The following is a 14441-nucleotide window of genomic DNA, read 5'->3' as shown; positions in this document are numbered from 1 at the left end:
CACCCCGCGACCGAGGCCCGGGGCAACTGTGTTCCACGGACAGGACGCGGATGCGGGCGCGGTCACGTAAGCGGTTGGCGGACGGGGAGTTCGCGGGGTTGCTTCTCCGGCGTCGGGCCTGTGCGGCCGGGGCGCCCGAGCGAGGCGATCGCGCTGGTGACGAGCCCGGCCAGCAGCCCCCAGAACGCCGAGCCGATACCCAGCAGCGTCACGCCCGAGGCGGTGGCGAGGAAGGTCACCACGGCCGCCTCGCGCGACTCCTTGTCGGAGAGCGCCGAGGTCAGCGAGGACTCGATCGTCGCGAGCAGGCCGATGCCCGCGATCGCCATGACTAGTTCGTGCGGCATGGCCGTGAGGAGCGAGGCGACGGTCGCCCCGAGCAGCCCCACGCAGAGGTAGAAGAACCCCGCCCACACGGCGGCCAGATAGCGTTTGTCCCGGTCGGGATGGGCCTCCTCGCCCGTGCAGATGGCGGCCGTGATGGCGGCGAGGTTGAGCCCGAACGCCCCGAAGGGGGCCAACATCGCATTGGCCGCGCCGGTCCACGTCATCAGCGGGGACACCGGCACGTCGTACCCGGAGGCGCGCAGCACGGCGATCCCGGGCAGGTTCTGCGAGGCCATCGTGACGACGAACAGCGGCGCGCCGACGCTGACGAGGACCTTCCAGTCGAACTCGGGTGCGGTGAAGACCGGTGTGGCCAGGGCGAGGTGGACCCGGCCCGTCTGCCAGCCGCCCGTGAACAGGGTGGCCACGACGCCCGCCGCGAGCGCCAGCAGCACCGCGTAACGCGGCAGCAGACGGCGGCCCAGGAGATAGATGACGAACATCGGGAAGGCGACTGCGAAGCTGTGGTGCATGGTGCTGAACAGGCCCGTACCGAACCGCAGCAGTACCCCGGCGAGCAGGGCGGCGGCCAGCGGGACGGGGATGCGGCTCATGACCCGGGCGAACCACCCCGTGACACCGCTCACCAGGATGAGCAGCGCGGAGAAAATGAACGCGCCGACGGCTTGGGGCATGGAGACGCCGGTCAGGCCCGTCGTCAGGAGTGCCGCGCCGGGCGTCGACCACGCGGTCACCACCGGGGCCCGGTGGCGCAGCGACAGACCGGCACAGGTGCAGGCCAGACCGATACCGAGCGCGAGCATCCAGGAGGAGATCTCGCGCGCGTCGGCCCCGGCGGCCTTCGCGGCGGTGAACACCAGCGCCGCCGAGCTGGTGACCCCGACCATCACGGCGATCAGTCCAGCGGCCACGGCGGAGAGGGGCGCGGCCGAACGTATGCGGGTCAACGCGGACATGAGTGAGCCACTTTCGGAATGCGGTGCGGTGCGAGACCGGTGGTCCGGCATGCCCGCGAGGTGTTCCGTATACGGAACGTTCTGTTTGTGGAACACTAGAGACGCGGGCCCGGGCCCGTCAACCACGACAGCGAGCGGGCGGACGGCGATGGGGCTGAACGAAGACGTGGGGCGAAGGCTGCGCGCCCTACGGCACGGCATGGACGTGTCCCTGTCGGAGCTGTCCAGGCGCTCCGGGGTCGGCAAGGGCACGCTCTCCGAGCTGGAGAGCGGCCGCCGCAACCCCACCCTGGAAACCCTGTACGCCCTCACCACCGCCCTGGGCCGCCCCCTCAGCGCGGTACTGAGTGATCCGCCGGACGGTGCCCCCGCCGAGAGCCTGTCGGGCGTCTCGGGCAGCGCGGTCACCGCGGTCCTGCTGGAGCGGTACGAGGACGGGGAGGCGGTCACCGACGTGTTCCGGGTGACCATTCGCGCCGGGGCCGTCCAGGAGTCGGAGGCTCATGTGCCGGGTACGTCGGAGAGCCTGATGGTGCTGGCGGGCACCGCGGTCGTCGGGCGACCTGGTGACCTCAGCACGGTCGGGCCCGGGGTATCCGCCCGGTGGAGGGCCGACGCGCCCCATGTCTACAGCGCGCCCGACGGCGATGTGCAGGGCGTCCTCTTCGTGCGCAGTCCGGTCGTGAGGGAGGGGCGGAGCTGAGCGCCGCCGGGCCCCGCCCCCCCCGGAGCGTCGCTCAGCCGGTGCCGAGGAGATTGACCAGACGGATGTAGCGGACCCAGTCCCAGTGGGTGCCCGGGTCGGTGTGGTCGGTGCCCGGCACCTCGACATGGCCGAGAATGTGGGCCCGGTCCTTGGGGATCTTGTAGCGGTCGCAGATGGAGGCCGTCAGCAGCGCCGACTGCTCGTACATGGAGTCGGTGAAGTACGAGGGCTGATCCACCCACCCCTCGTGCTCGATGCCGATGCTGCGCGTGTTGTAGTTCCAGTTGCCCGCGTGCCATGCGATGTCCTTCTCCCGCACGCACTGGTCGATGTATCCGTCGCCCGAGCGCACCACATAGTGCGCGGACACCTGCTTCGCCGGGTTCTGGAAGATGGACACCGTGTCGGAGAACGTCTCCTGGGTGACATGGATGACGACGTACTGGACGGGGTACGCCGAAGGACGCGAGGACACCGTGTAGTTGGACGTCGAGGCGGGTACCCAGTGCGCCGCCGGGTAATCCGTGGCGCCCGTCGTCGCGGCAGCGGCCCGGACGGAAGCGGGAAGCAGCACGCCTGCCGCCGCGACCGCGGCGCCCTGGAGGATTCTTCTGCGTTCCATGCGTACTCCTGTGGGGGGTGGGGCGGTCAGGGGGATACGGATGGTGCGGTGCCGCGGGTGGTCACCGGGCAGCCCGTCCGGTGACCGGAACGCGCTGTCCGCGGCACCAGCCGTGTGCGGGCCCTACCGTACGGGCGCCGCGCATGTCGCGGAAGACGGGAGGATACCCAAATCCTTTTGAAGAACAGGCATGTGACGGCGCGTCGAAGAAGTGTCGGCCCGCCGTCAGATGCCTTCCGCCTCAGCCCAGGCAGCCGCCGGGTCCTCGTCGGCCGGACCCGCCGGGAACCACTGACCGTCCTCCCTGCGGTACGGATACCAGCGTCCGTCGGGCCCGTAGCGGAGCTGGATCCTGCCGTCCACCGACGTCCAGCGGTTGTGCTCGGCCAGCAGCCGGGGTGCCTCGTCCTCCTCCCACGCCTCGGCCAGCCGGGTCCTCGCCCGGGCCAGGACCTCGCCCTCCAGGGGCCGGTCCTCGTCGAGCACGGACAGCGCGGTCGCGCCCCCGTACCGCCAGGCCGCGACGGCGGCCGGGAAACCGGCGCGGGGGCGCCCCGAGCCGGTTGCCAGCCGGTTCATGATCCACGGTTCGGGGTGGGCGTCGGCGGCCAGCCGGACCGCGTCCTGGCGCACGGTCAGGCCCTCGGCCACCGGCCGGTGCTCATGGCCCGGCGCCAGCGCGTCAGCCAGCAGCCGGTGGGCCCGGGCTGCGGCGTCCCTCGCCAGCATCTCCAGCGCCGTCGGGTCCACCCCCGCCTCGGGGTCGGTCTCCGTGTCGAGCGAAGGGGCCGTGCCCAGCGCCTCGGGAAGCTCCGGTGGCGTCGGCAGCGCGGGCAGGATGCCGCCCGTGGCATACGCCTGAGCTGCCGGTACGCCGGTCACCTCCGGGCCAGCCGTCCGCTCCTCGGGGGCGGCCGCGTCCTCCTGTGCCCCGGACGGGACCGCGATCCGCTCCTGGAGCTCGTCCAGCAGCCTCCGCTCACCGCGCCCGCGCATCAGCAGCAGCACGAACGGGTCCTGGTCGAGCAGCCGCGCCACCTGGTAACACAGGGCTGCGGTGTGCGGACAGTGGTCCCATGCCTCGCACGTGCACTCCGGTTCGAGGTCACCTATGCCCGGAAGCAGGTCCGCCCCGGCCGCCGCCGCGTCCTCGACCAGATGCGGCGGCATCTCGCGGTCGAGCAGCGCCGCGATGTGCCCCGCCCGCTCGACCGCCATGTCCAGGAAGCGGTCCCACTCCTGCTCGTCCAGCTCCTGGAGCAGCACGTCGCTGCGGTACGTGCTCCCGTCCCGCTCGCTCACCACCGCCGTGATCCGGCCGGGCCGCACCGATACGGCGCCGACCCGGCCCTCCCGGGCCACCCGGCGCCCCTCCTTCAGCTGCCGGCCGTCCAGAGCGGTGTCCTCCAGCGCCTTCAGCCACGCCTTGCCCCACCATGAAGCGGCGAAACCACGGCCGGGAGCCGGAGGGAGAGCGGCGAAGGTGCGCTCCTGCGCGGAGACCCCCTCCTCCCGTTCCTCGCCCCTCTCGGCGAAATCGTCGGCCTCGTATCCGTCCCTCATCGCGTCCCCCCTCGAAGCTCCACCAGATCGGCCAGTTCCGCGTCGCTGAGCTCGGTCAGCGCGCTCTCGCCGGAACCCAGCACCGCGTCCGCGAGACCCTGCTTGCGGGCCAGCATGTCCGCGATCCGGTCCTCGATCGTCCCCTCGGCGATCAGCCGGTGGACCTGCACCGGCTGGGTCTGCCCGATCCGGTACGCGCGGTCGGTGGCCTGCGCCTCGACCGCCGGGTTCCACCAGCGGTCGAAGTGCACCACATGGCCCGCCCGGGTCAGGTTGAGCCCGGTGCCGGCAGCCTTCAACGACAACAGGAACACGGGCGCCTCACCCGCCTGGAACCGGTTCACCATCGCCTCCCGCGCGGTGACCGGTGTGCCGCCGTGCAGGAACTGCGTACCGATGCCGCGCGCCGCCAGATGCCGTTCGAGCAGCCGGGCCATCGCGACGTACTGCGTGAACACGAGGACCCCGGTCCCCTCCGCCACCATGGTGTCCAGCAGCTCGTCCAGCAGTTCCAGCTTTCCCGAACGGCCCGCGATCCGCGGTTCCTCCTCCTTGAGGTACTGCGCCGGGTGGTTGCAGATCTGCTTGAGCGAGGTAAGCAGCTTCACCACGAGCCCGCGCCTGGCCATGCCGTCGGCATCCGCGATCGCCGCCAGCGTCTCCCGGACCACCGCCTCGTAGAGACCCGCCTGTTCCGGCGTCAGCGACACCGCCCGGTCCGTCTCCGTCTTCGGCGGCAGCTCCGGGGCGATACCGGGATCGGACTTGCGCCGGCGCAGCAGGAACGGACGCACCAGCGCGCCCAGCCGTTCGGCCGCGGCCGGGTCGCCGCCCTCCACGGCCCGCGCGTACCGGGTGCGGAACGCGCCGAGCCGGCCCAGCAGCCCGGGCGTCGTCCAGTCGAGGATCGCCCACAGCTCGGAGAGGTTGTTCTCCACCGGGGTGCCGGTCAGCGCCACCCGCGCCCCGGCGCCGATGGTGCGCAGCGCGCGGGCCGTCGCCGAGTACGGGTTCTTCACGTGCTGCGCCTCGTCCGCGACGACCATGCCCCACCGCGTGGCGGCGAGCTTCGGCGCGTCCAGCCGCATCGTCCCGTACGTGGTGAGGACGAAACCGCCCTCCGCCAGGTCCTCCAGACCGCGCGAGGAACCGTGGAAGCGGCGGACCGGAGTGCCAGGGGCGAACTTCTCGATCTCGCGCTGCCAGTTGCCCATCAGCGAGGTCGGGCAGACCACGAGCGTCGGTCCGGCGCCGCCTTCGACGGTCTGGCGGTGCAGGTGCAGGGCGATCAGGGTGATCGTCTTGCCGAGCCCCATGTCGTCGGCGAGGCAGCCGCCCAGTCCGAGCGAGGTCATGCTGTGCAGCCAGTTCAGACCACGGAGCTGATAGTCCCGCAAGGTCGCGGTGAGCGCGGCCGGCTGACCGGCAGCCGGCTCGTCGTCCTGCGGGGCGGCGGGGTCGGCGACCCGCTCGCGCAGCCGCTCCAGCCAGCCTGTCGCCCTGACCTCGACCTGTCGGCCGCCGACCTCGGCGGAACCGGTGAGTGCCGCGCCCAGCGCGTCGATCGGGGTGATCTTGCGGTCCTGGGTCTCCCGGGCGCGCCGCGCCTCGTCGGGATCGATGAGCACCCACTGGTCTCGCAGCCGCACCAGTGGCCTGCCCGCCTCGGCCAGCCGGTCCAGCTCCTCGCGGCTGAGCTGCTGGTCGCCGAGCGCGAACCACCAGTTGAAGGTCAGCAGGGCGTCGGACGACAGCAGGGGCGCGGCGTCCGACGCACTCCGCGAAAGACCCCGGGGCGCGCCGTGGTCCTCCTCGCCGTCCGGTCCGATCACCGCGCACGCCGTGAGCTTGCGGGCTGTCAGCTCCCTGGGCCAGTGGACCTTGACCCCCGTCGCGGAGAGCGCCCGGGCGGCGCTGCCCAGCAGTTCGGTGATCTCCTCGTCGGCCGGCTCCACCGCGTCGGGCACGGCCGCCGACAGCAGCGGGGTCAGCGTGGGCCAGGCTCGGGCCGCCCGGCGCAGCATCAGCAGGGCGTCCATCCGGGCACGCGGTCCGAAGGCCGTCGCGGCCGGGCCGCCGCCCGCCCAGATCTCGGCGGCGTCGGCGACCACGGCCGGATCGTTGACGCTGTGGATCTGCGGAACCACGCGGAACGACGGGCCGGTCCCCGCTTCGTCGTCCCGGTCGAGGCCCGTAACCTCCACGCGCAGCGACAGCCGCACGCCCGCGTCATGGCCGGCCGCGACATCGGCGGCCCAGGCGCGATGGCCGGGCAGATGCTGCGGCTGCGACGCGGTGAACCCCGGAGAGCCTGCGGCCAGCGGCGCGGCGGGGGTCCGGGGCAGGCAGTCGGCGACCGCGTCGAGGAACGCCCGTACCAGCCGCTCCGGTTCGGGCAGGAGCAGCGGCCGGGCCGCCGCGTCGAGGGGCACGGCGTGGGCCGTGGGCGGCATGGAGGCGGCCAGGGTGCGGATGCGTAGCTGGTCGTCCGCGTTCAGCGGGGCGGCCCGCCAGGTGTCGTAGTCCGTCGCGCTCAGTCCCGGCAGGAGCAGACCACGGGCGGCGAACTGCAGGGCCAGCAGTGCTGCCGAGCCCCAGAACGCCATAGCTTCGGAGGTATCGGCCGCTGCCCGTGCACGCGTCAGCACGGGCAGCGCGTCACTTACCGGCAGCAGGCGCGCAGGCACCTCGTACGGGAGGGCATCGGCGCCGGCCACCGTCAGCCCCACGGTCTCCCCAGGGCCTTCGGGAGGGCTGCTGCCGTCGGGGTGCCAGAAGGCGAGGTGGCCGGTGCGGGAGGGATCCGAGGGCAGGAAGACCACGGAACAGCCGGTGAGCGCGGAGATCTCGGAGAGGGAAACGGAGGAGAGGCTGTGCACAGCGATGTCAGAGTCCTCAAATTTGACTAGTCGGCCGAGTCGCCGAGGGTACTCCAAGTCTCGCGACGAAGACCCCTTCCCATGTGTGACCTGCGACACGCTGTTGGTTGTGTGTGGGGCACCCGGTGCGGGCGGACCCCCATGCCCTCGGGGGGTTGGCACCAGCACACCTCGGGTGGTGGCGCCATGGTTCCCCCGGCCCCTCCAGCCGTACGTTTCGTGAGGTCGGAGCGGATTCGAGACCGGAGACACCATGCCCCAGGCCACCCTTGCCCTCGCGGAACGAACACGCGACGGAGCCGGAAACACAGGAAGCGACTTCGCGCCCCTGCTGCGCGCAGTCAAGGCGAGGGGACTCCTCGAACGGCGCACCGGCTGGTACGCAGCGGGCATCACCGTCAATCTCCTCGCCCTGACAGCCGTGGTCACCGGTATGGCCCTGCTGGGCGACACCTGGTGGGTTCTGCTGCTCGCCCTGCCTCTCGCCCTCGTCTGGTCCCGCACCGCGTTCGTCGGACACGATGCGGGGCACGCCCAGATATCCGGCAACCGCCGGGCGAGTCGCGCCATCGGCCTGTTCCACGCCAACCTGCTGCTCGGCATGAACGAGGCATGGTGGAACGACAAGCACGTACGCCACCACGCCAACCCCAACCACGTCGACAAGGACCCGGACGTCGGCGTGGGCGCGCTCGTCTGGACCCAGAAGCAGGCCGCGCAGCGTGAGGGCTTCGCCCGCTGGCTCACCCGCAACCAGGCCCGCCTGTTCTTCCCGATGCTGCTTCTCGAAGGCATCGCGCTCAAGATCTCCGGATTCCAGTACCTGAAGCAGCAGCCCGTGCGCGAGCGCGCCCTCTCCGCCCTCCTGCTCACCGCGCACCTCGGCCTCTACGCCACCCTTCTGCTCGGTGTCATGTCCCCGGGCAAGGCGGTCGTCTTCGCGCTGGTGCACCACGCGCTCTTCGGCCTCCACCTCGGCATGGCCTTCGCCCCGAACCACAAGGGCATGGAGATGCCCGACCCCGACGGGGACCGATGGGACCACCTGCGGCGCCAGGTCCTCACCTCGCGCAACGTACGGGGAGCGGCCCTTACCGACTGGTTCCTCGGCGGTCTCAACTACCAGATCGAACACCATCTCTTCCCGAGCATGCCCCGCCCGCACCTGCGCCTGGCCCAGCCCCTGGTCAAGGCCCACTGCGAGGCGCTCGGCCTGCCGTACGCGGAGACCGGACCCGTCGAGTCCTACCGGCAGGCGCTCGCCCATATGCACGAGGTCGGTGCGCCGCTGCGGTGACCGGCCGCACGCGGACGAGGAAGCGGGGAACCAGGAACCGATGAGGACGTACAGACGTTCTTTCCATCAGAGGCGGCCGCGGGCCGCGAAGGAGGCACGGACGATGTCGAACAGCGCAAAGGTAGCCATCGGGGGAGTCGTCGTCGCAGTCGTCCTGATGCCGTTCATCGGGTTCTGGCTGTCCCTGCTGGTGCTCGTCGGAGTTCCCACGCTCGCCTATCTCGCCCTGGACCCGGGCCAGCGCCGGCGGCTCCGTAGGATCACACGCAAGGAGATCGGCCGCTGAAGGCCGGCTGCCGAGAGGAGAAGCCCGCCATGAGTGGCACCGTCACCGCTGTCAGCAGGAACGAGACCTACACCTTCACCAAGCCGAACCGCGACAGTGTGACGCTGCTGGCCGGCCTCGGGGTGGAAGGGGACGTGCACGCGGGGGTGACGGTCAAGCATCGCTCCAGGGTCGCCCAGGACCCCAAGCAGCCGAACCTGCGCCAGGTCCACCTCATCCACGAGGAGTTGTTCGACGAGGTCCGCGCGGCGGGCTTCGACGTGGCGCCGGGCGAGCTCGGGGAGAACATAACGACGCGCGGCATCGATCTGCTGGCGCTGCCCGTCGGCACGCGGCTGCACCTCGGTGACGAGGCCGTCGTCGAGGTCACCGGGCTGCGCAACCCGTGCCTGCAGATCGACAACTTCCAGAACGGTCTCCTCAAGCAGGTCATCGGTCGGGACGAGACGGGCGACATCGTTCGCAAGGCCGGGATCATGAGCGTCGTTGTCACGGGCGGCGTGGTCGGCCCCGGCGACCCGGTCGAGGTCGAACTCCCCGCCGAGCCCCACCGCCCGCTCGAACGCGTCTGACCCCTTGATCCCTCCGCCGGTCAGGACGGCCGCACGGCCAGCGCGTCCAGCCCCGTGAGCAGCCCCGGCAGTTCGGGTCCGCGCCCGACCGGCAGGATCTCGCCCGGTACCTCGTCCAGGAGCAGGAAGGCGATGTCGTCGGTCCTGGCCACCATCGACCAGCCGGGCCCGTCGGCCCGGATCAGCCGGGCGTCCCCGGCTGCGAAGGAGGACCGGACTCGGCCGGGCGGCGGCGGATCGTCCAGATAGGCGCGGGCCGAGGCCAGAGCCCGCCGAATGCCGGGGTGCGGGCCCGAAGCGCCGGCGGCGGCCGACGGCTGGGGTTCGCCGTCGGGGGCGGTTGCTTCGCCGTCGGTTGCTTCGGGGCGGGCAGTCGCGGCCTCGGCACCGTGGTCGCCGTCCCGCTCTGAGACACCCTCCGCGTCCCCTCGGGCGGCCTCCGTGTCGCCCCCAGCCCCAGCCTCTGCCTCCATTGCCGTCCTGGCCGCCCCGCCCGCCGCTGCGAAATCCGTCGCGTCGTCGATCTGGTCGCGCCAGGCGGCCCACTGCGAGGCGATGGCGTCCGCGCCCAGCCGACGCTGGGCCGGCCCCCACGTGGAGGTGTCCGGCGGCGAGAGCGGAACCAGGTCCTCGCCGTCCGCCTCCGGATCGTGCACGGGGTCGTGCGGCGCGGGTACCCCCGGCGCGGCGACGGCGAGGTCGAGCGGCCAGCCGGGGAGCGCGCAGACCACCGAGCGGTCGTCCGGCGACAGGTCGTACTCCATGCCGCAGTCCCAGGACGCGATGGCCACCGCCACCAGGGACACGTCGTCGACGACGACGGTCCACCGGGCGCCGTCGCCGTCCTGGCCCAGGACCAGCCCGTACCCCTCGGCATACGGCTCCAGCCGCAGCGCTGCGCACGCAGCCGGATAGTCGTCACCGAGCACACCGGGAAACTGCGCGGGGGTCAGCAGGATCGCGGTCAGCACAAACAGTGCGTCGTCGGCGACCGTGTCGTCCGTCCCGGCCACTGCACCCTCCTCATCCGTCACGGTTTCCGTCGGCGCACCCTAACCAGTGAGTAACCCCCTCGTCGAGGCCCTGACAAGGCAGAACATCCGGCTGGGTGCGCACCGACGCCACCAGGCTCAGGCGTCGGACAGCCCGAGCAGCTCCCGCGCCACCGTCTGCGGTGACGCGCCCCGCTCCCGGGCCAGCGCTATCAGCGCACGGCAGGCCAGCTCACTGACACCGAAGGACAACTGCTCCGGCGACACCCATTCGCTGGCCTCGTCCATCCGCTCCTCGTCGTCCTCGGCCGACGCCGCGACGAACGTCGCCGCCGCCTCGAAGAGATTGTGCTGCCGGCGTACGGGAGCAGGCGGGGCCGCAGCCGTACGACCGCCTCTACGGCCCGGGGCCACGGCTCTGCGCAGGGCGCCGAATATCTCGGTCATGGGGAACCGCCTTCCGTCAACCCGTCAACGCGCGTGCGTCGCGTGTACTCACCGTCCTGCCCCCGGACATAGGCTGGGACACTCGACCTGACCAAGGGAGACGGTGCGGTGAAGCGTTACGACCGGCTGAAGGAGATCCAACGCCTCGATCCGGAGAGGGACTTCCTGGAGATCTACCGGATCACCGCGACGTACGAGTTCCCGTGGGACATCACCCGCGCTCTCGAACTCGCCCTGTACCGCACCTACGCCGTCCCGAGCATCGGCAGACTCCTGGCCCGGACGGCGGAACTGACGGGCCGTTCGCAGAAGCGGTACGACGACACCGCGCTGCTTCTGGACACGGTCGTCGAGCACGGCTTCGACAGCGATCCGGGGCGCACGGCTCTCCGCCGGATCAACCGGATGCACGCCGCCTACGACATCAGTAACGACGACATGCGCTACGTCCTGTGCACCTTTGTCGTCACCCCGAAACGGTGGCTCGACGCGTACGGCTGGCGCCGGCTGTGCGACCACGAGCTGAGGGCGCTCGCCGCGTACTACAGAACGCTCGGTACCCGCATGGGCATCAAGGACCTGCCGCAGACGTACGAGGACTTCGAGCGCACCCTCGACACCTACGAGGAAGCGCACTTCGGCTGGGACGAGGGCGCGCGGGCGGTCTCGGACGCCACGCTGGACCTGATGGCCTCCTGGTACCCGCGGCCCCTCGCACCGCTCGTACGCGGCGCGAGCCTCGCGCTCCTGGACGACTCCCTGCTGCGCGCCTTCCGTTACGAGTGCCCGGCACCCGTGGCCCGAACCCTCACCAGGGGAGCGCTGCGGCTGCGCGCCCGCGCCGTACGTCTCCTGCCGCCGCGCACCACGCCGCACTACGCACGGCAGAACCCGGAGATCAAGGGCTACCCGGGCGGATACGAGGTCGCCGCGCTCGGCACGTTCCCCACCCCCGGCGTCCGTGGCTGCCCGGTCCGCGAGCTCGCCGAACCGGAGGCCAGGACGGAGTGACGAGGAGCCGGGGTCGCGGGCCCTGCCCGCTCCTGCCGCCCCAGGCTCTACGGCCTGGGCTCGGCGCGGCGCAACTGCCCCAGCTCCTCGTTCATCGCCCGCAGGAAACGGAGCACGACGAGCAGTTCCTCCTCGTTGAACTGCCTGCGCGCTGCCTCCGTGCCCGCCGCCAGCGGCTTGAAGAAATCACGCGCCACATGTTTCGCCGCGGCCGCGTAGTGAAGATGCACCACCCGCCGGTCGCTGCCGTCCCGCACCCGCCGGATGTGTCCCGCGCGTTCCAACCGGTCCAGACACGCCGTCACCGCCCCCGAGGTGAGATCCAGCTGTTCACGCAACCGTCCCGGAGTCATGACGCCCCCTCCCTCATCCCGGTCCGCGTCGAGGATGGCGACGAGGGCCTGCACATCCGTCGGGTGCAGCCCCTGGGCGTGCGCGAACTCATGCGTGATGCGATTGAACTCACCGTTCATACGGCGCAGCAGCACAGCGAACGCCTGGAGGCCCGTGGGCCCGCCGTCCGTGCCTCTGTCCGGGCTTTCGTCTGCGATGCGCATGCCCCTACAGTAATATCTCTTGATCATTGAGATAATGAATGACTGAGAGACCTTCGCAATGTGTCACGCGTCGACCCCTGGGGAAGCAATGAAGCCCGCACCTCGGCACCGCGTCGTCCGATGGCTGGTGCCCGTAGCGCTTTTGGTCATCTGGCTCGGCATCGGCGGGGCCCTCGGCCCGTACGCCGGAAAGCTCGGCGAGGTAGCAACCAACGACCGGGCGGCGTTCCTGCCGCGCAGCGCCGAGTCGACCAAGGTCGCGGAGGAGCAGAAGGCCTTCCAGCAGGCCGGTACCGTGCCCGCGATCGTCGTATGGACGGGCGACGGCGACGGGCTGCCGGGCGACGCCCGGGCATCGGCTACCCGGGCACTCGCCTCCCTCTCGGGAAAGACCGGCGTGGTCGGCACACCCTCGCCCGCGTTGCCGTCCGAGGACGGCGAGGCACTGTCGGGTGTTGTGCAACTGCGCTCCGACCTCGGCGACGAACTACCGGCCACGCTCGACCAGGTGCGCGACGCGGCCCGCTCGGTGACGGGCACGACCGTCGGGATCGCGGGACCCGCCGCGACCCAGGCCGACCTCAAGGACGCCTTCGCCGGAATCGACGGGCTCCTTCTGGGGGTGGCACTGGTCGCCGTGCTCCTCATCCTGCTGCTGGTCTACCGGAGTGTGCTGCTGCCCTTCCTGATCATCATCAGCGCCGTCTTCGCGCTCGCGCTCGCCTGTGCGATCGTCTACGTCCTCGCGGACCACGGCATCGTCCTCGTGGACGGCCAGGTCCAGGGCATCCTGTCGATTCTGGTGATCGGCGCGGCCACCGACTACGCACTCCTGCTCACCGCGCGTTTCCGGGAGGAGCTGGCGGGGCACGGCGACCGGACGACCGCCGCTCTCGCCGCGCTGCGCCGCTCCTTCGGCGCGATCACCGCGAGCGCCGCCACGGTGGCACTGGGCCTCCTCGCTCTGCTGCTCAGTGATCTGACGAACAACCGCGCTCTGGGTCCCGTCGGCGCCATCGGCATCGTCTGTGCGGTGCTGAGCACCATGACGTTCCTGCCCGCCGTGCTGGTGCTGTGCGGCCGGGGGGCGTACTGGCCGGCCAAGCCGCGCTCCGTCGACGAGGCGACCGGCGGGCACGGAATCTGGCGCCGGGTCGCGGCGCGCGTCGACGGTTCCCCGCGCAAGGTGTGGCTGTCCTGTGCGGTGGTGCTGGTCGCCTGCGCCGCGTTCGCGCCCACCCTGAAGTCCCAGGGCGTCCCGCTGGACGAGATCTTCGTGAACGACGCCCCGTCCGTCTCCGCCCAGGCCACGCTCAGCAAGCATTTCCCGGGCGGCTCCGGAAACCCGGCCGTCGTCATCGCCGAGGCCGACCGGGCCGACGAGGTGACCGCGGCGGCCGAGGCGACACCCGGCGTGGCCGCCGCCGCGCCCGTCACGGCATCGGGCCGGCCCGGTGGAGGGAAGCCCCTCGTCGTCGACGGCCGGGTGCGCATCGACGTAACCCTGGAGGACGCGGCGGACAGCAACGCGGCCACGGAGACCGTCAAGCGTCTGCGTACCGCGGTTCACGCCGTACCCGGTGCGGACGCGCTCGTCGGCGGCTACACGGCGCAGCAGTACGACACCCAGCGCACCGCCGAGCGCGACCGAGGCATCATCGTGCCGGTGGTGCTCGTGATCATCCTGCTGATCCTCATGGGCCTGCTGAGGTCCGTCCTGGTGCCGGTGCTGCTGGTGGCCACCGTGGGCCTCAACTTCCTGGCGACCCTCGGGGTCTCGGCCCTGGTCTTCAAGCACGCCTTCGGCTTCAGCGGCACGGACGCCTCGGTGCCCCTGTACGGATTCGTGTTCCTGGTGGCCCTCGGCGTCGACTACAACATCTTCCTGATGTCACGGGTCCGCGAGGAGGCCTTGGAGCACGGGGCGCACCAGGGGATGCTGAGGGGACTCGTCAGTACCGGTGGCGTCATCACATCGGCGGGCGTGGTGCTGGCCGCCACCTTCGCCGCGCTGATCGTCATTCCGCTCGCGTTCCTCGCGCAGATCGCGTTCATCGTGGCCTTCGGTGTCCTCCTGGACACGCTGGTGGTCCGGTCCCTGCTGGCTCCGGCCCTGGTCGTGGACATCGGCCCCAGGGCCTGGTGGCCGAGCGCCATCAGCCGTACCCCGCGGGAAGCGGAACCAGCGGCCTCCGCCTGATGGCC

13 protein-coding genes are annotated in these 14441 nt (G+C 71.4%); 6 read left to right on the top strand and 7 right to left on the bottom strand.

All coding sequences use genetic code 11. The features are described from left to right. Positions 1 to 62 precede the first annotated feature (62 nt). Positions 63 to 1304: a benzoate/H(+) symporter BenE family transporter gene (locus tag ABZ564_RS07815; RefSeq protein ID WP_360851214.1), complete on the bottom strand. Its 1242-nt coding sequence runs from the start codon at positions 1302 to 1304 to the stop codon at positions 63 to 65. 148 nt (positions 1305 to 1452) lie between these two features. Here ABZ564_RS07815 and ABZ564_RS07810 point away from each other — a divergent pair, with 148 nt between their 5' ends. Continuing rightward, positions 1453 to 2007: a helix-turn-helix transcriptional regulator gene (locus tag ABZ564_RS07810; protein WP_360851211.1), complete on the top strand. Its 555-nt coding sequence runs from the start codon at positions 1453 to 1455 to the stop codon at positions 2005 to 2007. A gap of 34 nt (positions 2008 to 2041) precedes the next feature. On the opposite strand, the gene ABZ564_RS07805 is transcribed toward ABZ564_RS07810, so the two are convergent. From ABZ564_RS07805 to ABZ564_RS07795, 3 genes are all read right to left on the bottom strand, one after another. Further along, positions 2042 to 2632, bottom strand: coding sequence for a peptidoglycan recognition family protein (locus ABZ564_RS07805; protein WP_360851207.1), 591 nt, complete (start codon positions 2630 to 2632; stop codon positions 2042 to 2044). Between the two features lie 225 nt (positions 2633 to 2857). Then, positions 2858 to 4195, bottom strand: a complete 1338-nt coding sequence (locus ABZ564_RS07800; protein WP_360851203.1) for an SWF or SNF family helicase — start codon at positions 4193 to 4195, stop codon at positions 2858 to 2860. Then, positions 4192 to 7074: a DEAD/DEAH box helicase gene (locus tag ABZ564_RS07795; RefSeq protein WP_360851200.1), complete on the bottom strand. Its 2883-nt coding sequence runs from the start codon at positions 7072 to 7074 to the stop codon at positions 4192 to 4194. Before ABZ564_RS07795 ends, ABZ564_RS07800 begins: the two co-directional genes overlap by 4 nt. A gap of 253 nt (positions 7075 to 7327) precedes the next feature. Between ABZ564_RS07795 and ABZ564_RS07790 the strand changes: the two genes are divergently transcribed. From ABZ564_RS07790 to ABZ564_RS07780, 3 genes are all read left to right on the top strand, one after another. After that, positions 7328 to 8371 carry an acyl-CoA desaturase gene (locus ABZ564_RS07790; protein WP_360851197.1) on the top strand — a complete coding sequence of 348 codons (1044 nt, stop codon included), beginning with the start codon at positions 7328 to 7330 and terminating at the stop codon, positions 8369 to 8371. A gap of 103 nt (positions 8372 to 8474) precedes the next feature. Next, entirely contained in the window at positions 8475 to 8657 is a 183-nt protein-coding gene (locus ABZ564_RS07785; protein ID WP_073967032.1) for a hypothetical protein, read from the top strand. Positions 8658 to 8686: 29 nt separating this feature from the next. Next, positions 8687 to 9229, top strand: coding sequence for an MOSC domain-containing protein (locus ABZ564_RS07780; RefSeq protein WP_360851193.1), 543 nt, complete (start codon positions 8687 to 8689; stop codon positions 9227 to 9229). A gap of 20 nt (positions 9230 to 9249) precedes the next feature. Here ABZ564_RS07780 and ABZ564_RS07775 read toward each other — a convergent pair whose 3' ends face one another. Beyond that, the gene (locus ABZ564_RS07775) at positions 9250 to 10242 is read right to left on the bottom strand and encodes a hypothetical protein (RefSeq protein WP_360851190.1); all 993 of its coding nucleotides are present in this window, start codon (positions 10240 to 10242) and stop codon (positions 9250 to 9252) included. A gap of 117 nt (positions 10243 to 10359) precedes the next feature. Then, on the bottom strand, positions 10360 to 10668 hold the full coding sequence (locus tag ABZ564_RS07770; RefSeq protein WP_360851186.1) for a hypothetical protein: 309 nt from the start codon (positions 10666 to 10668) through the stop codon (positions 10360 to 10362). Positions 10669 to 10776: 108 nt separating this feature from the next. Here ABZ564_RS07770 and ABZ564_RS07765 point away from each other — a divergent pair, with 108 nt between their 5' ends. After that, entirely contained in the window at positions 10777 to 11679 is a 903-nt protein-coding gene (locus tag ABZ564_RS07765; protein ID WP_360851183.1) for an oxygenase MpaB family protein, read from the top strand. Positions 11680 to 11726: 47 nt separating this feature from the next. Here ABZ564_RS07765 and ABZ564_RS07760 read toward each other — a convergent pair whose 3' ends face one another. Continuing rightward, positions 11727 to 12236, bottom strand: coding sequence for a MarR family winged helix-turn-helix transcriptional regulator (locus ABZ564_RS07760; RefSeq protein ID WP_360851180.1), 510 nt, complete (start codon positions 12234 to 12236; stop codon positions 11727 to 11729). A gap of 88 nt (positions 12237 to 12324) precedes the next feature. Here ABZ564_RS07760 and ABZ564_RS07755 point away from each other — a divergent pair, with 88 nt between their 5' ends. Next, positions 12325 to 14436, top strand: a complete 2112-nt coding sequence (locus ABZ564_RS07755) for an MMPL family transporter (RefSeq protein ID WP_360851176.1) — start codon at positions 12325 to 12327, stop codon at positions 14434 to 14436. Positions 14437 to 14441 lie beyond the last annotated feature (5 nt).

The organism is Streptomyces sp. NPDC019224 (genome assembly GCF_040632605.1).
Lineage (GTDB): Bacteria > Actinomycetota > Actinomycetes > Streptomycetales > Streptomycetaceae > Streptomyces.
The sequence above is the reverse complement of the archived record's forward strand: the minus strand, read 5'-3'. Positions and strand labels throughout refer to the sequence as shown.

Bases quoted from the DNA above. Each gene is read 5' to 3' on its own strand.
- ABZ564_RS07815 (WP_360851214.1), bottom strand. From the start codon at position 1,304: ATGTCCGCGTTGACCCGCATACGTTCGGCCGCGCCCCTCTCCGCCGTG.
- ABZ564_RS07810 (WP_360851211.1), top strand. From the start codon at position 1,453: ATGGGGCTGAACGAAGACGTGGGGCGAAGGCTGCGCGCCCTACGGCAC.
- ABZ564_RS07805 (WP_360851207.1), bottom strand. From the start codon at position 2,632: ATGGAACGCAGAAGAATCCTCCAGGGCGCCGCGGTCGCGGCGGCAGGC.
- ABZ564_RS07800 (WP_360851203.1), bottom strand. From the start codon at position 4,195: ATGAGGGACGGATACGAGGCCGACGATTTCGCCGAGAGGGGCGAGGAA.
- ABZ564_RS07790 (WP_360851197.1), top strand. From the start codon at position 7,328: ATGCCCCAGGCCACCCTTGCCCTCGCGGAACGAACACGCGACGGAGCC.
- ABZ564_RS07785 (WP_073967032.1), top strand. From the start codon at position 8,475: ATGTCGAACAGCGCAAAGGTAGCCATCGGGGGAGTCGTCGTCGCAGTC.
- ABZ564_RS07780 (WP_360851193.1), top strand. From the start codon at position 8,687: ATGAGTGGCACCGTCACCGCTGTCAGCAGGAACGAGACCTACACCTTC.
- ABZ564_RS07770 (WP_360851186.1), bottom strand. From the start codon at position 10,668: ATGACCGAGATATTCGGCGCCCTGCGCAGAGCCGTGGCCCCGGGCCGT.
- ABZ564_RS07760 (WP_360851180.1), bottom strand. From the start codon at position 12,236: ATGCGCATCGCAGACGAAAGCCCGGACAGAGGCACGGACGGCGGGCCC.
- ABZ564_RS07755 (WP_360851176.1), top strand. From the start codon at position 12,325: ATGAAGCCCGCACCTCGGCACCGCGTCGTCCGATGGCTGGTGCCCGTA.